Source organism: Pseudalkalibacillus salsuginis, from assembly GCF_021646685.1.
Taxonomy (GTDB): domain Bacteria; phylum Bacillota; class Bacilli; order Bacillales; family Fictibacillaceae; genus Pseudalkalibacillus; species Pseudalkalibacillus salsuginis.
The window spans coordinates 124,381-142,964 of the sequence record NZ_JAKJHW010000007.1 but is presented as its reverse complement, the minus strand read 5'-3'; the positions used below and the strand labels follow the sequence as shown (position 1 = coordinate 142,964).

General features: G+C 42.3%; 17 protein-coding genes. 12 read left to right on the top strand and 5 right to left on the bottom strand.

Going from position 1 to position 18,584, the window contains the following annotated elements:
* Positions 1–43: 43 nt before the first annotated feature.
* From L1611_RS16755 to L1611_RS16740, 4 genes are all read right to left on the bottom strand, one after another.
* Positions 44–1,987: an ABC transporter permease gene (locus L1611_RS16755; protein WP_236314865.1), complete on the bottom strand. Its 1,944-nt coding sequence runs from the start codon at positions 1,985–1,987 to the stop codon at positions 44–46.
* On the bottom strand, positions 1,977–2,738 hold the full coding sequence (locus L1611_RS16750) for an ABC transporter ATP-binding protein (protein WP_236314864.1): 762 nt from the start codon (positions 2,736–2,738) through the stop codon (positions 1,977–1,979). The genes L1611_RS16755 and L1611_RS16750 overlap by 11 nt, the downstream gene beginning before the upstream one ends.
* 101 nt (positions 2,739–2,839) lie before the next feature.
* On the bottom strand, positions 2,840–3,844 hold the full coding sequence (locus L1611_RS16745; RefSeq protein ID WP_236314863.1) for a sensor histidine kinase: 1,005 nt from the start codon (positions 3,842–3,844) through the stop codon (positions 2,840–2,842).
* Entirely contained in the window at positions 3,837–4,532 is a 696-nt protein-coding gene (locus L1611_RS16740) for a response regulator transcription factor (protein WP_236314862.1), read from the bottom strand. The genes L1611_RS16745 and L1611_RS16740 overlap by 8 nt, the downstream gene beginning before the upstream one ends.
* Before the next feature lie 477 nt (positions 4,533–5,009).
* On the opposite strand from L1611_RS16740, the gene L1611_RS16735 reads away from it, so the two are divergent.
* The 9 genes from L1611_RS16735 (at position 5,010) to L1611_RS16695 (ending at position 14,840) form a co-directional block, all read left to right on the top strand.
* Positions 5,010–5,984: a tripartite tricarboxylate transporter substrate binding protein gene (locus L1611_RS16735; RefSeq protein WP_236314861.1), complete on the top strand. Its 975-nt coding sequence runs from the start codon at positions 5,010–5,012 to the stop codon at positions 5,982–5,984.
* Positions 5,985–6,169: 185 nt separating this feature from the next.
* Entirely contained in the window at positions 6,170–6,619 is a 450-nt protein-coding gene (locus L1611_RS16730; RefSeq protein WP_236314860.1) for a tripartite tricarboxylate transporter TctB family protein, read from the top strand.
* 12 nt (positions 6,620–6,631) lie between these two features.
* Entirely contained in the window at positions 6,632–8,143 is a 1,512-nt protein-coding gene (locus L1611_RS16725) for a tripartite tricarboxylate transporter permease (protein WP_236314859.1), read from the top strand.
* Positions 8,144–8,382: 239 nt separating this feature from the next.
* Positions 8,383–9,891: an FAD-dependent tricarballylate dehydrogenase TcuA gene (gene tcuA / locus L1611_RS16720; protein ID WP_236314858.1), complete on the top strand. Its 1,509-nt coding sequence runs from the start codon at positions 8,383–8,385 to the stop codon at positions 9,889–9,891.
* 57 nt (positions 9,892–9,948) lie between these two features.
* Positions 9,949–11,313: an SLC13 family permease gene (locus L1611_RS16715; protein ID WP_236314857.1), complete on the top strand. Its 1,365-nt coding sequence runs from the start codon at positions 9,949–9,951 to the stop codon at positions 11,311–11,313.
* A gap of 692 nt (positions 11,314–12,005) precedes the next feature.
* The gene (locus tag L1611_RS16710) at positions 12,006–12,536 is read left to right on the top strand and encodes a sigma-70 family RNA polymerase sigma factor (protein ID WP_236314856.1); all 531 of its coding nucleotides are present in this window, start codon (positions 12,006–12,008) and stop codon (positions 12,534–12,536) included.
* Positions 12,526–13,587 (top strand): DUF4030 domain-containing protein, encoded by a 1,062-nt coding sequence (locus L1611_RS16705; protein WP_236314855.1) that lies wholly within the window; start codon positions 12,526–12,528, stop codon positions 13,585–13,587. The genes L1611_RS16710 and L1611_RS16705 overlap by 11 nt, the downstream gene beginning before the upstream one ends.
* A 340-nt stretch (positions 13,588–13,927) precedes the next feature.
* A complete protein-coding gene (locus L1611_RS16700) occupies positions 13,928–14,443 on the top strand; it encodes a hypothetical protein (RefSeq protein ID WP_236314854.1) in 516 nt (171 codons plus the stop codon).
* 121 nt (positions 14,444–14,564) lie between these two features.
* A complete protein-coding gene (locus L1611_RS16695; RefSeq protein WP_322972569.1) occupies positions 14,565–14,840 on the top strand; it encodes a cation:dicarboxylate symporter family transporter in 276 nt (91 codons plus the stop codon).
* Here the strand turns inward: L1611_RS16695 and L1611_RS16690 are convergent.
* A complete protein-coding gene (locus L1611_RS16690; protein ID WP_236314853.1) occupies positions 14,837–15,289 on the bottom strand; it encodes a CHRD domain-containing protein in 453 nt (150 codons plus the stop codon). The two genes, L1611_RS16695 and L1611_RS16690, sit on opposite strands and share 4 nt — an antisense overlap.
* A gap of 171 nt (positions 15,290–15,460) precedes the next feature.
* Between L1611_RS16690 and L1611_RS16685 the strand changes: the two genes are divergently transcribed.
* The 3 genes from L1611_RS16685 (at position 15,461) to L1611_RS16675 (ending at position 17,968) form a co-directional block, all read left to right on the top strand.
* Positions 15,461–15,937, top strand: a complete 477-nt coding sequence (locus L1611_RS16685) for a hypothetical protein (protein ID WP_236314852.1) — start codon at positions 15,461–15,463, stop codon at positions 15,935–15,937.
* A gap of 263 nt (positions 15,938–16,200) precedes the next feature.
* Positions 16,201–17,079, top strand: coding sequence for a phosphatidylinositol-specific phospholipase C/glycerophosphodiester phosphodiesterase family protein (locus L1611_RS16680; RefSeq protein WP_236314851.1), 879 nt, complete (start codon positions 16,201–16,203; stop codon positions 17,077–17,079).
* Positions 17,080–17,326: 247 nt separating this feature from the next.
* On the top strand, positions 17,327–17,968 hold the full coding sequence (locus L1611_RS16675; RefSeq protein WP_236314850.1) for a YczE/YyaS/YitT family protein: 642 nt from the start codon (positions 17,327–17,329) through the stop codon (positions 17,966–17,968).
* Positions 17,969–18,584: the final 616 nt, after the last annotated feature.

Below are 18,584 nucleotides of genomic sequence, written 5' to 3'. Positions count from 1 at the left end.
TTGATGAGGATGTAAATAATACTAACGATCTAGTTTACACCGATCATAGAGCTTCTTCTATCACTTTCTTGTAATAGAGTACAGATAAAATACCGAATATAGAGTATAGGGAAGTATATAGGACCATCACGATAATCATAGGTGTCCATAGCTCTGTACCGAATAAAAACCATCCTGATTGAACAGCAAAGTAGCTATGCAGCAGACCGACAAGCAACGGGATTCCAAAATTATAAATCTGTTTAAGCCGGACCCCTTTCAGTAAGTCCCCCTGTGTAAAACCGAGCTTTCTTAAAATTGTATAATCGGGCTTTTCACTTTCCCCCTCATCCATCTGTTTGAAGTAAAGGACACAACCGGATGTAATAAGAAAGGTAAGCCCTAAGAATCCAACGATGAACATGATCAGCCCCATGTTCATTTTTTGGTTGTTGCTTGTTTCGATACGTGAGCTGTTTGCATCATTATCATCCATATTCGTTTCTTGAAATATCCCACTGGCTTCCTTAAGACGATCCTCCTCAGCGATATCAATCCCGATATAAGTCGATGATTCCTTTTGAATGTCAGGATCCAGATCATTCTTCAGTTTCTCAAATACGGTTTCGTCAACTATGACAACAGGTAATCCACCATTCGAAAAATACGCTGATACGGGGTAATCTTTTTTTAACCCGGAAAAATTTTGGGGAATGGTTTGGTTTTGCCCTTTCAGTTCGATGTCTCCGGAATCCTTTAATGTCATGAATTTCTGCATCAGGTCGTTATAGCCTGTAAATACCGTTTCATCGGCAGAAACATCGATCGTTTCCATGTCCCCGTCAGCTATCACCGGAAGAGTCATCCTATTCGGATCAAGGTTCAATTCTAGATCGGTAGCAAGGATATGTTTGATATCCACCTCTACCTGGATGACATCAACCCTTTTTTCACTATAGTTAATCTCATTTGCTTCGAGCGCCTCTGTAAATTTTTTTACGTCTTGTAAATCTGTAAGTGCAAAGTGAGAAGGAACATAGTTTTCTGCTGTTTTTTCCGCTGAGTAATAGGAAATATAACTCAAAGACAATAAACCGATCGCTAATGCTGAAACAGTAGTGATGACGGTCAGCAATAAGGCGTTTGACTTCATCCGGAACATGATGGATGAAAGTGACAATACGTCTTGGATGTTCAAATACCCATCTTTCTTTTTTCTGATCATATTAGAGATGAGACGTACAGATCCTTTATAAAAAAGGTAGGTTCCGATGATGACGAAAGCAAGGATCATAGTCATGGCCAGGAATAGTTCATTCATCGTTGAAAAATCTCCGCCAAACAGTTTCGATGAGATGTAGTAGCCTGAAATGATCGCCACCATGCCGATCAATCCGATGATCATCTCAAAAACAGACAATTTCTTCACTTTACTTTCAGTGGATGAAGTCACTCTGAACAAGGAGAGTATACTTTGTCTTTTGATGAACATGTAGTTCATAAGCATGATCACACCATAAATAAGCGTAAATACAATGAGTGTCTGGCTGAACGACTGATCCGAAAAATACAGGTTCGCAATCTCTTCGATCCCGATCGTTTTGAATAAAACCATCATGATCAATTTCGAAACGGAGAACCCTAAGAAGATTCCGATTATCAATGATCCGAAGTAAAGGATCATGTTTTCGATACTCAATATGCGGAAGATGTTATTCTTAGTCATTCCGATCAATTGAAAGAGGCCGATCTCTTTACTCCTCCGCTTGATGAATAGATTATTGGCATAGAGAAGGAATATGGTGACGATTCCGACAAGAAGGATGGAAGCAGCACGTAATGCAGCGCCTCCTTTAATAGACCCTTTCACTTCATCCATAGCCGGGTCATATTGTAATGTGACAAAGGCGAAATACAGGGCTACACTGAAAATCAAGGCAAATACGTACAGGTAATAATGGGTCAAGTTCTTCTTCAAGTTCCGTAAGATGATTTGATTAATGCTCATATTGCACCCCACCCAATATACCCTGGGTTTTGATGATATCCTGGAAAAATGACTGTCGGTCCTGGTCTCCTTTATGCAACTGGGTAAAGATTTGCCCATCTTTAATGAAGATGACCCTGGTGCAATAGCTTGCTGCGATCGGATCGTGGGTGACCATCATGATGGTTGCATGTCTATGACGGTTCAGTTCACTCAATTTATTCAATAAATCGGAAGCGGATTTTGAATCAAGGGCACCTGTTGGTTCATCCGCAAAAATGATGCTTGGGTCGTGGATGAAAGCACGGGCTGCTGAAGTACGTTGTTTTTGACCGCCGGATATTTCATTTGGATACTTATCTTTGATCTCATAGATGTCCAATTCTGAAGCGATTGTATGAAATTTCTGATCAGCATCTTTTTTAGATGTTTTCGTGATCGATAATGGTAATAGGATATTTTCTTTCACTGTCAGGGTGTCCAATAAATTATATTCCTGGAAGATGAAGCCTAAATGACGCTTTCGGAATTCAGCTAATTGTTTTTCCGTCATCGACGTGATTTCTTTATTTTCGATTTCAATTGTGCCCTCACTGGCTTTATCGATAGAGGAGAGGACATTGAGCAACGTTGTTTTTCCCGAACCCGATGGCCCCATAGTACTGATGAATTCCCCTTTTTTTATACCGATGTCCACCCCTTTCAATACTTCCTGCCGATTAAATTTATTACCGTAGCTTTTACGCAATTTGATAGCTTCTAAAATGTTCATCCTTCAAAACTCCTTTAACTTGATAATCCCCATTATAAAAAGGAGCAGCAGATTTTTCCTTCGATTCACCTAACAAATGACAAAAGCATGTGACATTTTTGTCACACGCCTAAGATGTCCACGAACTCATTTCTTCTTGGAAACGTCAAAGTGAAAGTCGATCCTGATCCAAGCTCAGACTCGACTTGAATATCGATCAATAAAGGTTGGGCCGCTTTTTTGGCAAGGTACAATCCCATGCCTGTCGATGCACGATCATGATGATGTGTCGTGGAAGTGAACCCCTTTTCAAATATCCGAGGGAGGTCCTTTGGATCGATTCCTCGGCCGGCATCTTTCACCTGTAAGATCATTTGGCCGTCCTGATGACAGCTGTTGATATGTATTTCAGACGCATCGCTATATTTGACAGCGTTCGTCAACAGTTGCCTGAGGATGAATGACAGCCATTTTGTATCGCTGAGCACTTTTGTTTCCTCCAAATCGACCTCAAATCCGATCCCTTTTTGTATACACCATGTCTGTATCGTCTTGATTTCATTAAAAATCAACGGTTCCAATTCGATCTGCTCGATGAATAAATCATTTTCCATGAAAGGGATGCGTTTTTGATGAAGCTGTCGATCGAGCAATAAATGAATACGAAGCCACTCATAAGTCAAGTTAGCTTTCAATGGCTCATCCTCCATGCGCTCGATCATCAAATGCATGGCTGTCAAGGGTGTTTTGACCTCATGGATCCAATATAATAAATCATCCTTCTCTTGTTCCATCGCCAATCGATTTTCTGAAGCTGCTTTTTTTAGCAGTTCTGCCTGGTCTGTCATGCTTTCTTCGACGATCCTTTCAAAAGGAGTGGAGGCCGTTGGGATATCGCTCGTATCAAAGTGGTTTTCACGTTCCTCCAAAGCTTTATAAAAGATCGACTCCTTCTTATAACGTAGAATCAGAAAAATAGAAAACAGGAGGATCGATAAAAACACGATATATAGGATGGAGCCGACTGGGATCGCCGCATCGATATAGGAGATGGAAAGGGTAAGAAGCTGCAGGAAAAAAAAGAGAAGGATCCAGCTTCTCCTTTCCGCCAAATAGGTCTTAAGCATGTGGGTTTTCCCCCTCAGTTGCAATATACCCCTGTCCAACTTTCGTTCCGATGAAATGGCCCAGTCCGATCTCATCGAGGCGTCTCCGCAAACGGTTTACATTGACTGTCAAGGTATTATCGCTGATATAACGCTTATCATCCCATAAACGATTGATCAATGTTTCCCGGCTTACAACCTTATTTTTTTGTTCGATCAGCAGCTTTAAAATAAACATCTCATTTTTTGTCAACTCAATCGTTCCTGCCTCATTGTTTACGGTATTCTTTTCATAGTCTACTGTTGCGCCGCACCACGTTTTAAGGGTGATTTGTTCCGAATTATAGTTGTATACACGACGTAAAATCGCTTGTATTTTTGCAATAAGTACGTCAAAATGAAAAGGTTTCTGGATGAAGTCATCAGCACCTAGCTGCATCGACATGACCATATCAGTAGGATGATCGCGTGATGACAGGAATATGATCGGTACATTTGAATGGGACCGGATCAAACGGCACCAATGAAAGCCATCGAATTTTGGCAATTGGATATCAATGATCACTAAATGAGGTTTTATCTTCGTGAATTCATGCAGCACATCATTGAAATCCGTTACTCCATATACATTATAGGACCATTGAGCCAACCGATCCTTTATCTCCTCGTATAACGTTACATCATCTTCAATCAATAAAAGTTTAAACAACGGCATCACCACATTATTTGTCTTCAGTTTAAAGTGTAAATCAAAACCAGGAAGTGTGCTATATGGTTTTTGGGGCTAAATGTTATTATTGGCATAAAAAAGAGCTGCAAGAAAAGCTCTCCTCTTTACTTTTTTAAAACCGGTATCCATATTTCACTTTTAAAAGTTTTCTAATTTTAGTATGGAAAGAACTGCGTAATGGCATTTTTACGTTTTCAGGATTATCATGAAAATTATGGAAATGAAATCAAAGGGAACACTTGAACAGACTGTCGAAATTTATTTGGATGGAAGATCAATTTGGCGGGATTTTTGTGGGTAAAACCCTATAATTGTCGAATAATTAGGAATCCTGTGAACAAAATGAACAAAAAGTTATTTAAATTTTTAAAAAACAATATTTTGAAAACGTTTACATTGAAAGTTTCTAAAGGTAGGATGTTTTTAATAAATCTTTTTATTAGGGGTGTATTACGTATGAAAAAGCTATCGGTATTATTACTCGTCGTATTGCTATTATCTGCTTGTTCGGGAGGTAATTCAGGGGCGAATAAAGAATTTCCGACAAAAAATCTTGAGCTGATCGCGCCAGCTTCACCAGGTGGTGGATGGGATTTGACAGCTCGTTCCATGCAAAAAGCAATGCGGGATAATGATCTAGTCGATAAAAACATCAATGTCATCAATAAACCTGGCGGTGGGGGAGAAACAGGATGGAAGTATCTGAAGTCCAAAGATTCTCACCATTTGGCGATCAATTCAAGTTTGGTTTTAACCAATGAATTGCTTGGACAAAGTGACTTGAGCTATAAGGACTTCACACCAATCGCAACACTGGCTACAGAGTGGCAGGCACTAGCAGTACCCGTTGATTCTGAGTATGAATCTGCTACTGAATTGATGGAACAGTTAGAATCCGATCCTAAGTCAGTCAAGATCGGAGTAGGACCAGGACTTGGAAATGATGACCATCTATCCATTGTACAAGCAGCTGGTGAGTATGGAGTAGACCCGGCACAGCTTAATTTCCTTGTCTATGAAGGTGGAGGAGATGTCGTAACGGCTTTATTAGGCGGACATGTGGATGCGGTTACAACTTCACTTTCTGAAGTGAAAGATCAACACCTTGCTGGAAAACTGAAAATCCTTGCTGTTTCCTCAGATAAAAGACTTGAGGACCTTGATGATGTACCAACCTGGAAAGAGGAAGGCGTGGACATGGTATTCCCTCACTGGCGCGGTGTAATGGGACCTCCAGATATGACCGAGGAAGAGGTCGCATATTGGGATAAAAAAATCAAAGAGATGGTCAAGACCGAAGATTGGCAGAAACTCTTGAAAAACAACAACTGGGAAGATTTCTATAAAGACAGTGAAGAATCGAAGAAATTCATGAAAGAACAGCACGAGTTGTATGAAAAACTGGTCAACGATTCAGGCCTCGTGAAGTAAGAAGAATTTTGGATATCGGCGATTATTGAGTTATAGCATCGATTTTTAAAATATATCGTCAATTCAACAATTATATTGGCGATTATCAAAATTCGTCGGTTCGACAATACCCAAACAATAAAAGGTGTTGACTCTAAGCTCAGATAAGGGTCAGCACCTGATTTTTAAGGAAAGGAGCGATTACCATGAAGGCTATCAAACTAGCTTTTCCAATCGTTTTACTCATAATAAGCGGCATTTTCTTGATCGCGTCGTTCAATGTGCCGAAAGCGAATCTGGGCAATCCGAATGGACCACTTTATTTTCCGATCGGACTCAGTGCTTTGATGCTGATTTTCTGTATTGGATACTTCTTTCAGGAGTTGAAGAACCTCCAAAAAGAAGACGATTACATCAGGCTTTTGATTGCTGGGAGGACGCCAAAGCTAATCCTTGTGACAGTCCTGCTCGGAATCGGGTATGCGTTCATTTTTGAACAGACAGGCTTTCTTATAGCGACAATCCTGTTTTTAGGAGCGTTATTATTTTTCATTAATGGTGTGAAAAAGTGGAAGGCGAACATCATCGTTTCCCTCTGCTTTTCCTTTATTACTTGGTATGCATTCAGTCAATTACTCGGAGTGAGTTTACCTTAGGGAGGTGATCGTATGGATATAAACAGCTTCATCAACGGTTTAATGACATCCTTGGAACCGATCAACATCATGTGGGTGATTATCGGCGGTATATTAGGTACGATCGTAGGCATGCTTCCCGGGTTGGGACCGGCTACTGCGGTGGCCGTACTGATCCCTGTCACTTTCGGGATGGAACCGGTCAGCGCAATCATCCTGATGGCAGCGATTTATTACGGAGCGATGTATGGGGGCTCCCGTAGTTCGATTCTCTTAAATACACCAGGAGACGGATCCGCGATCGCTGCTACTTTCGACGGTTATCCGATGGCGAAGAAGGGACAGGCCGGGCAAGCCCTGGCGATCTCAGCTGTTGCCTCCTTTATTGGCGGAATCATGGCGGTCATCGGGTTCATTTTCCTTGCGATGCCGCTCGCTGATTTTGCCTTGAAGTTCGGTCCGGCAGAGTACTTTCTATTGATGCTCCTTACACTATCTGCCATCGTTTCGCTTTCGCTCGGGCGCATGGTAAAAGGATTCATCGCAATGCTGCTTGGGCTCCTGCTCAGCACAGTCGGTATCGATACACAAACCGGGGTCTACCGTTTTACGATGGGTGTGCCTCATTTAAGTGACGGAATCGATTTCCTGATCGTCATCATTGGCGTGTATGCAATCGGTGAGGTGCTCTATAACTTTCTTACGATTGATCATGAGAAAAAAGAAAAGAAAGAAGTCGGGAAGATCTGGTTCACGAAGGAACAATGGAAAAGATCAAAATGGCCAATCCTACGCAGTGGGCCGCTCGGATTCATCATTGGGGTGCTTCCAGGTGCAGGCGGCTCGATCGCATCGATGATCAGTTATTCGACGGAAAAGCAAATATCTAAAAAACCGGAAGAGTTTGGAGAGGGAGCAGTGGAAGGGTTAGCCGCACCGGAGTCTGCGAACAATGCGGCCTCGGTCGGCGCGATGATTCCATTGCTTACGATGGGGATTCCTGGTTCAGGGACGACAGCTGTCATGCTTGGTGCTCTTATTATGCTTGGTCTGAGACCTGGACCGCTGTTGTTTGAAAACCAGCCAGAAATCGCCTGGACTTTGATCAACAGTATGTTCCTTGGGAATATAGCACTCGTCATCGTCAACATCCTGTTGGTTGGATTATTGATCAAGATCCTCGACACACCGGCAAAAGTTTTGTACCCGATCATTGTCCTTCTGGCTTTTATCGGTACTTATACGCTCAGTTACAATGTAATCGACTTTTTCTTATTGCTGATATTCGGTGTTTTCGGTCTTTTCATGAAGGTGTTCGATTTTCCTATCGCACCGCTTGTCCTAGCATTGATCGTTGGGGCTGATATGGAACAGAACTTCCGGAAAGCGCTTCTGTCTTCGAATGGAAGTCTTGATATTTTTGTTTCGACACCAGTCAGTATCGGCTTAGTTATTCTAACGTTGATCTCTCTTTTTTACCCGCTTGTCATCAAAGCGTTCAAAAAGAAGAAATCGAATAACCTGGATCAATCCAGTACGTCATAAAGTAGTCCCTTATACAAATAGCTCAGTTATTCTTGGGTGCTGAGTTCACTCTTTTTTCACGGAAGATTTGCAAGCTGCTTGCTCGTCCTCGCTGCGGGGTATCCCTTGATTTTCCCTGCACGTGAATTTCACTTATCAAACTTTCCGATAAGATAGCACGGGCATTGTCAAGCCATAGCGAAGGCTGAGCAAGTCACATCATAGTTTAACAGCGTCTTTATGATAAGGGAGGAAACCGAATGTCTGATCAAAAAACAGATAGTCAGCATTACGATATCGTGGTCGTAGGTTCGGGGAATGCCGCATTGTGTGCGGCTATCTCTGCTCGAGAAGAGGGTGCTGGCGTATTGGTGCTGGAAAAAGCACCTGAACATAAGCGGGGAGGTAATTCTTACTTCACGGATGGGGCGATTCGTTTCGCATACAATGATTTCCAGGATATATTAAAACTGATGCCCGATGTAACAGACGAAGAAGCCGAGAAGATCGTCATGCCTGAATATTCGCCATCAGCCTACTATGAAGATCTGATGCGCGTCAACAGCGGTAAAAGCGATCCGGATCTGTCCGAACAGTTAGTCAACCGTTCATATGAGACGATCAAGTGGATGAAGGGACATGGCGTCAAATTCGAACTGAATTATGATAACCAGTCCTTTGAAAAGGAGGGTAAGTTCCATTTTTGGGGCGGCCTGCCGGTCAAGACCGAGAACAAAGGGATCGGTTTGATGACGAGCCTTTTTAAGCGCATTGAAGAACTTGGCATTGAAATTTGGTACAACTCAGCTGCAAAACAGCTTATGAAAGCAGGAGATCGTGTAACCGGGGTTGTCGTAGAGAAGGAGGGTCAGTCCCTTGAGATCTACGCATCGAGTGTCGTCCTAGCCTGCGGGAGTTTTGAAGCTGACAAGCAGATGCGCTCTGAACAGATCGGTGATGAATGGGAAGCAGCGATCGTCCGCGGGACCGAATTCAACACGGGTGACGGTCTTTCCATGGCATTAGACGCAGGGGCCGAGAAGTTCGGCAATTGGGCCGGGTGTCATTCGATCGGTACTGACGCGAACGCCCCGAAGGTCGGAGATTTTACAAAGCCTGGTGATATTTATAAAAAGCATTCGTATCCGCTCAGTATCATGCTGAATAAAGAGGGAAAACGTTTCGTCGACGAGGGAGCGGATTTCCGGAATTATACGTATGCGAAATATGGAAGGGAAATTCTGAAGCAGCCTGACCATGTCGCCTATCAAATTTATGATTCGCAGGTGCGTCCGATGCTCCGGAAGGAATATGACCTTGAAGAAGCAACCTTTTTTCAAGCGGACTGTCTCGAGGATCTTGTCGACCAGCTTCCTGTCGATAAGGTGGAATTTTTAAAAACGATTGAAGAATATAATGAAGCGGTCCAGTCCGGGAACTATAATCCAACCGTAAAAGATGGAAAAGGAACGGAAGGCATTAATCCTCCGAAAACGAATTGGGCTTTGCCAATCAAGGAAGGGCCGTTTTTTGCATTCCCGGTTACATGCGGCATTACATTTTCATTCGGTGGATTGCGTGTAGGCTCCGAGGGAGAAGTAATACGTAAGGACGGCGGACCTTTAGAGGGGTTGTTCGCTGCAGGCGAAATGGTTGGAGGCATCTTTTATGAAAACTATCCTGGCGGCTCAGGATTGATGTCCGGTGCTGTGTTCGGAAAATTAGCAGGAGAATCTGCCGCAAAATATAGTCGTCTTATTCAAAAATAACAATATGATGGGAAGCCACCTCGCTCTGGTGGCTTTTCTACTTCAAGGGGTCTTAGCATGGATAAGAAGGTTCTCGTAGGTACACTGGCATTGATTTTATACTTGGTGTTTTTCCTGCCTTTTTTTCATTGGGATATCAAAGTGCAGGCTGCGATCACTTTAGTCATCATCCAGATGTTATGGATCGGCAGGGTATTCCCGCTCGCGTTCAGTTCGATCCTATTAATTTTGATTCTCTCTTTTCATTTTTTCAGTTATGAAGAGACGTTGGCTTATTTCAGTACGGATATCGTCTGGCTGCTATTTTCTACATTCATCATTTCAAAGGCGTTCATAAGTACAGGCCTGGCAAGCCGCGTTTCTCTTAAAATGCTTAAATTGTCCGGTGGGTCCGGCAGGCTATTGATCTTGTTTTCTTTTATTCTGATGTTCGTTTTGTCGATGCTGATCCCTTCGAATGTAGGGAAAGGAAGCCTCGTATCCTCGGTTCTTGATCGGCTGGTGAAAAGTTTAGATAAGATCCGGCAGACTGAGAAACTCGCAAAATCACTATTCATCGGGATTGCGTATTTGGTTGCCATTTCTGGGGCTGTGGTAGCGACCGGTGCCAGCTCGACGATTTATACGTTCGGGCTCTTTTCGGAGGTTTCTCCTGATCTCAATTATGTAAAATGGCTGTATTATTTCGTGCCACCGATATTCTTGTTTGTTGGGCTTTTGTGGTTGTTGTTATTATATCTGTTCCCGCCGGAAAATATCGATCGGAAACATTTGATGCGTTTGTTGGATGAAAAAATAATAGAGCTCGGGAGAATCTCTTTGCCAGAGAAAAAAGTGATGGGGATCATGGCGATGACGATCCTGTTGTGGACGACCCATAGCTGGCACGGCTTTTCCATTTCTCTGATCGGTTTGTTAAGTGCTGCGCTGACGGTTCTGCCGGTTGTCGGAGTTTGGAACTGGGAAACGGCGAAGAAGTCGATCGATTGGGACATGATGCTGTTCTTCGCCAGCACCCTGATGGTATCTGGAATGTTGATCAAGACAGGGGCGATCAAATGGATTTCAGGCCAGCTTCTGGATACGTTATCCGGCCAATCGCCACTGTTTATCGTGTTTGTGTTGCTCATCTGTACTGCCTTGTTAAGGATCATTTTTGTCAATATACTCGGGTTTTTGAGTATCATGATTCCTTTGGCGATTACGATTGGCCAGGACATCCCCGATTTTTCACCATTAGTAGTTGCCATGGCCGTATTCCTGACAGGGGTTCCTGGATTCTTGCTTATCACCCAATCACCAGTCCATCTTATCAGTCATTCTTACGGTTATTTTTCTGAAACAGACCTGCTTAAAGTTGGGATCCCCGCAGCGCTCATATGGTTGATCGTCATCATAACCTCCCTCCTGTTCTATTGGTGACGGGTGCCAGGCACCGTTTCAGCTCCCTTCTCCTGCAAGGACTTCCATTCGGTGCCAGGCACCGTTTCAGCCCCCTTCTCCTGCAAGGACTTCCATTCGGTGCCAGGCACTGTTTCAGATCCCTTCCCCTGTAAGGACTTTTATTCGGTGCCAGGCACCAAATCTTTAAAATCTAGTAAATAGGTCTATACTTTTTGGTTACTAGATTAATAGAATATAGTATTCCCCCATAGAAAGGAGGGAATACGAATATGAGTTGTTCATGTTTTCAGTCCTTTTCCTGCTCTTGCCGCCACTCGTCTAAGAAGTCTTGCTCATGTTCCCACTCTTGTTTCAGCTCACATTTTTGTACTTGTCAAATATTCTGCGATCTAAGACCGGGTACTACAGTGACTGTTTCTTTTGGCGGCTCTCCTATTGCTCTGACGTTCTTGTGCTTTGACCAGAAGACTTGTTGTGTAACAGGACTAAATACGGCTACGAACGGTGTTGTGACATTTGATTGCCGAAAAGCAAATTTTGTCAGCTTTGCCTAATACCATTTCCTCTTTATAATTAATATGCAGGATTTTTCCTAGACCTGATTCGTTTGAACGGATCAGGTTTTTCTAGTGGGAGAAATTACCGATAAAAAAGTTAAGCCAAATAGCCGATCCGGTCGTCTAATGAATGAAAACCAAATAGAAAAGAGGGTGAGTCAAATTATCGAGCTGGTGAATGAAGCGAAGCAAGGAAATGATCAAGCTTTCTTGGAACTATTCCAGAAATATGAGATAGATATCTATCGAACAGCATATCTGTATGTCAAAAATCAAGATGATGCCCTTGATGTCGTTCAAGAAACAGCTTATCGGTCGTTTAAGAAAATCAACACGTTGAAAAACCCTGAGTTTTTCAAGACATGGCTGATCAAAATCACGATGAGTTGTGCGCTCGACTTGTTAAGGAAACAACAGAAGGTCATACATTTGAATCCGAAATACACGGATAACATCCGGTCAAAAGACGAAGATATTCCACTTTCCATTTCCTTACAGGAATTGATCGAGACCCTGAATGAAAACGAAAAACAGATCGTGCTGCTGAAATACTACTACGGTTACAAGTTGAATGAGATCGCTGAAATTGTCGAATCTCCACTAGGCACAGTGAAATCCGTTTTATACCGGGGGCTGGATAAACTCCGAAAAAAAGTCCGGAAGGATGATGTATATGAACAATAAATTAAAACACGAATTAGAGAAGATCGAAATCCCGAGTGAACTACATAATCGGGCGAAAATGGGGTTTCAAAAAGCGAAAGCTGAATTAAATGGGAGCTCTGAAGTGAATAAGCGGTCTAAAAACCGATGGTTCTCTAAAAAAACAACCTATGTTTGCGCGGCTGTCGTCTTATTCTTCGGGTTGTTCATCGGTTCAGCTTTCGTCTCACCTGTCATGGCGAAGATGGCCTCGAAGCTTCCATACTTAGGCCAGATATTTGAATCCGATCTTGTTGTCAGTGACATTGCTGAAGAATTGGAAAAAATGGATTATCCAATCTCAGGAGTCGGGGTATCATATCAGGATGGAAAAGAGATCAGTATTCGGATTAGAGGCTCTGAAGAATATTTCAACGAGATTAAAGAAGATGTTGAAAAAACTACACATGATATCCTGGGATCCAGGAACTATGATGCCTATACAGTAAAAGTGAGCCGGGCCGAAGTAAATGAAGAATTTATGAAAATCAGTGAAGAAGATAAAAAAAGAATAGAAGAAAATGATTTCCTGTACAAGACGATCAATGATGTGTTGGAAAAGCATGGATATGACATTCTTACATTGAGTATCAAGAATGATAATTTAAAACGGGGAATAATGGTAGAGGTACCAGAGACAGAGTCTAAGGCTCAACTTGATAAAATTGAATCATTGATCAATGATGTGGTTGAGTCAAATGACATAGAGACATATCCTGTCGAGTTCAAGAAGGTCGATCTCGAAAAAAGAGAACAGGAAGCCAGGTGGGCAAATATACTCCATCTTGTCGGGGAAGACCTGCTAGGTAAAAAGATTTATAAAATTACAGGGTTGGCCAATTCCGTAGACCCTGAACCCGAGATCATTTTCAAATCTTCGGTCAAAAGCACAGACCCAGATGCTAAGGAATACGGTGAAGACATGGAAAAAATCATTGAGGATTTCCTGAGCTCGGAAGAAATGAAGGATAAGGTGAAAGGTGATTCATACACGATTACGATACGAAGTAAGGATCACAAGAAACTTAACTAGTCGAATATGTATCATAAGGACTGTCCGATTGGGCAGTCTTTTTTTTTTAAGAGAAGAAAACTTTTATCCAGTGAAGGAAAATCCAGCCCCATCACCTAACTGGGGTACTTCAATCCTCCAGCGGCAGTCGACACATTGATTTAAATCGAAGCATTTACCCACGCAGAACCGAATTTTGTTTGTTCGAGCCTCCTCGTCGGACTTCCAGTGACCTTCCTGGATGACCAGGGCGCTTACGCTTTTCTTTATATATAAGTCGGTTGTGGGTTTATCGTGAATGAGTATAGCCAAAAAGTGGTAAGATGTATATAGATTTCTATAATGAAAAGAGTGGAAAGCAATGAATGATCCTACCATATTTGATAATTTAAAAGTAGCGTTTGAAAACTATGTATATGACCTCGATAATATTAATGGAGAAGTATCTGTCAGTAATCGGAAAGATAAGATGGAGATGGCTTCAATGTCCAGGGCGTTCAGCCTTCAGTTCACTCTTGCCGGTCAACAGGATGTTACAGCGGAAATTTTCTTAGCAGCTTCCCTCGATGATTTAGCGGCAGAAATCATGGAAACTTCAGGGGAAAATCCCGGCTGCACCCTATTGGTCCGCTTTTATATGGAAGTAAACGATGTTCAGACTGATTGTGGACTGATTGAACAGCTCATGCAAAGCATTTGGGATCAACGCCCCCTGACCCAGACGATTTCCTTCGTTTATAGCCCTGACCAGAACAAATTTATGAACAAGATTGAAGTAGGGTTCAATCGTAAAATCAATGAGGGTCACATCCAGGATATCCCTGCATTGATTGATCATGTGTTGGAAACACTGGCACAGCTGAATGAAATGAATTAAAGCCCCCCAAGGTAGTCTCTCAACAAGCTGTTTTTTTGACAGGATGGAGAATGTCATGTACCTTAATCCCTACTAATTATATGAGTTTAATTTGACTTGTAGGAAGGGGGAAATATCAAAAATGAAAAGACTGATAAATGGGTATTTGAATACCTCTTTAATTCTAATGATTACCGTCGCATTAATTCTCGGGATTATTACTGGTATCCTTTTTGGTGAACAGACAGCAGTTTTGGCTCCACTAGGTGATCTGTTGCTTCGTCTGCTTCAATTTCTGATCATTCCTCTTGTTTTATTTACGTTGATAGTCGGTATAAATATGACCCGATCGCGTCATCTGGGGAGGATGGGGACGAAGGTGTTCCTTTATTATGTGACTTCTTGCGTAAAATTTTAAAAGCTCGGCCGTTTTCGTACAGGTATGATTTGTCCCCTGATTTCACCATCTGGATTTTGTTCAGTGTACACGTTGATATAAGTAAGGCCTTCATCCATTAAAAGAATCAAGTCACTCACACTATCGATGCCTTCATCATTGCTGATGATATTTTTATCTGTAATCGTACCCGCGATCAGTCCTTTTTGAATGCCGGTACTGGATTGCTCTTCAAATGAAGACAGTTCATCACCTTTTAACAAGACTGCAGCTTGGCCGTTTTGGCCGATCGCACCGAAATGGATGTGTGCTTGTACGAAATTACGGATGTCATCCATTTTGAAAATGAACCTGATTTGGCTTTTATCACGATTAGAAACGAACCTGGCTACCCCGAAAGCGTCTGTATCCACTGTTGGAACTTGATTATTACCGCTCAGCTTGACGTTATACTTTTGCAAATTTACCACCTCCTGAACTGCAAAAGAAACTATACTTATCCTATTCAAGTTGTAGACAGGTCGTATGGTTGAACGTACCGATTGTCCAAGGAATAAGAAGAATGGACACAGTCACATTCGCCCAGAACGTTCATATAATAGGTAAAAGAAATTCAGCCCAGGGACAGGGGGAGGGTATAGATGAAATTCACGGTACAGTATATTCCGCTGAGTAAGATCAAACCGGATTTATCGGTGAAAATTACTGAGCACATCAAGAAACTTCAACATCTGATGTGGGATTGCATGTATATCTTAGTTGTAAAGAAGAACCGGGCAGACGGCAGCTATACCCTTTTGAGTGGACGGGAACGATATGATCACTTACGAAATAAGACACGGAACGTTTATGCACCTTGTATTGTGGATGATAATGGTCCATCGAGGATGAAAGCGATCATTTTGAGAATTCGGAACAAGCAGCCTTTGGACGATTTTCCGTTGGCACCGAAAAGCTGGTCGATCGTACGTGCATTCCTTAAAAAGGAGCCGCGTTTTCAAAAACTGTCCCGCTACCAGCAGATCAAAGTTTTGTTGTTGGGTGCAAGGTATAAGCGGACCGTAATTTTATCGATGCAAAATCGGGTCGATCAGCTATTGAAGGAGAAAGCTTTATGAGGGAAGTGTACTTCTACACGAAATATTGGTAAACCGCCAAAATTTATTGGTAAAGGAGCTGAAAATATTGGTAAAGAGATGAATATGCCGCAAGCACCCACCCATCTTCTTCCACTAGAAGTTCTGCTACAAGGTTAGCAGAACTTTTTCGCTTACGTTGTAAATTGGATTTAAAGGTTTAGTTAAGTATTAAGGATCTATATTGAATTTGAACCGGGCTCCTATAATATTGAAGGCGAACAAACTATAGGAGGCCATAAATGATGAAAAATAGGTTTGTAAAAATCGGTTTAATCATTTCAGCACTATTAATGTCATTTTCAAGTGCAATGCCTGTTGATGCAGAATCTCCAAAAGGAAAATCGGCTGTACAGCCACTCTCAAAAGCTCATGCGCATAATGATTACTGGCACGACCGACCGTTATTGGATGCACTGGATCATGGTTTTACCAGTGTGGAAGCAGATGTGTGGCTGAAAGATGGAGACCTTTTTGTTGCGCATGATGAAGAAGAGATCCAGCAGGACCGTACATTGAAATCTCTTTATTTAGACCCATTAATGGAGACTGTCAAGAACCATGGGTCAGTTTATCCTGGATCCCAGCAGGATTTCCTCCTTTGGATAGATATTAAATCTGAGGATGAAGCTACATACAAAGAATTGCATAAACAGCTTCAAAATTATCAGGCAATGCTCACGAAATTTCTGCCATCAGGTGTAAAGCCTGGTTCTGTAACCGTGATCGTTTCAGGAAACCGTCCCCGTACTTTAATGGAGGAACAGGAAATCAGGTTTGCTGCGTATGATGGACGGATGATTGACCTTGGTTCGAATACCAGCAATGAGTTCATGCCTGTGATCAGCGACAATTGGAGTAAACATTTCTCATGGACTGGAGAAGGTGAGATGCCGGAAGATGAAAAGGAAAAGCTTAAAAGGATCGTTTCCACAGCTCATGAAAATGGACAGATCGTTCGATTTTGGGCGACTCCTGACAGTGCATCTAAAGAAAGGAATTCAGTGTGGAAGGAATTATTGGAAGCTGGTGTCGATTTAATTAATAGTGATGATCTTCCTGGTTTGCAAGAGTTCCTTGAAAAAAATGACCCTGACCCTACCCAACCGCATATCAATTGGTGAAACTTACTTGCCCGTTCCCTGCTCGGATCCTAAGAACCCATTATCAGCAAAACTAATAATAGAAAACATTAACTGGATGTGATCAGAAGCGAGATCGGCCAAAACTATGTGTATGCCACCTTCCAAGAGGAGGAACGCTGACATGGAGTGGGTCGGTCTCGTTTTTGGAGGAATACGAATAAATTGTATTAAGCGTTATTTTAAAATAAAATGAAAGAACTTACTATTTTGAAGGAAGGCACAACTTATGAAACTCCGCATACAAATTCCTTTTTTTATGCTTGGGTTGGTCATTTTCACATATGGGATTTCGGTAGCAATCCAGGTGCAACATTTGGGGATTCACCCATGGGATGTCCTGAACATCGCTTTATTTGAAAAATTAGGTCTTACGATCGGGACGTGGGCTGTTCTGGTTGGGCTGTTTCTTGTCCTCGTCTCCTTCTTTTTAGACCGGAGCTACATAAACATCGGGACGTTCCTGAATGCATTGGCTGTCGGTCCTTTGGTCGACCTGTTCCTCTATCTGGAGTTCTTTCCACCTTCCTCTTCCGTATTCACCGATATCCTGGTTTTGATATTAGGTGTTGTACTGATGGGAATCGGCGGTGGAATGTACTCAGGAGCGCGGATTGGTGCCGGGCCAAGGGATGGGTTCATGCTTTCAGTTTCCGATAAACTGGGGATGTCGATCAGCCGGGTGCGAATCATGGTTGAAAGCGTTGTACTGCTATTAGGATGGCTGCTTGGCGGTCCGGTCTTCATATTCACATTTATATTTACGTTCATTCAGAGCCCGATCTATCAATATGCTTATCTGATGACGACGAAATGGGGAAGTAAGCTTTCTGAACCCTTAAAACCGAAGAAGGATGTCCGATCAGCTTAAAACTGTTAAATGAACTGTCGATTTTAATCGGCAGTTTTCTTTTTGAGGATAAGAGAGTATAAAAGTTTTGGTTTCAGTTAAGAAATGTCTAGCTCCACCGCCCAACCACTTGGATCACTTCAGTCCTCCTGCGGCGGCCGACACATTGATTTAGGTCGAAGTGTTTGCCCACGTAGAACCGAACTTTGTTTGGTTCATAAGACCTTTATAAAGCACTTACAACGCGAAAAACCGATCTTAAGGTACTCATAAGACCTTTATGAAGCACTTACAACACGAAAAACCGATCTTAAGGTACTCATAAGACCTTTATGAAGCACTTACAACGCGAAAAACCGATCTTAAGGTACTCATAAGACCTTTATGAAGCACTTACAACGCGAAAAACCGATCTTAAGGTACTCATTAGACCCTTTATGAGGCACCTAAAACGCGAAAAACCGATCTTTAGAGCCTCCTCGTCGGACTTCCAATGACCTTCGTGGTTAACCAGGGCGCTTGCGCTTTTCTTTGGTTAAAATAAAATACCTGAGCGAAAATTAACAGGCAATATTGACATTTCTGAAAATTATACTGTATGATGTACAATGTATACATTATACATTTAGAGAGGTTT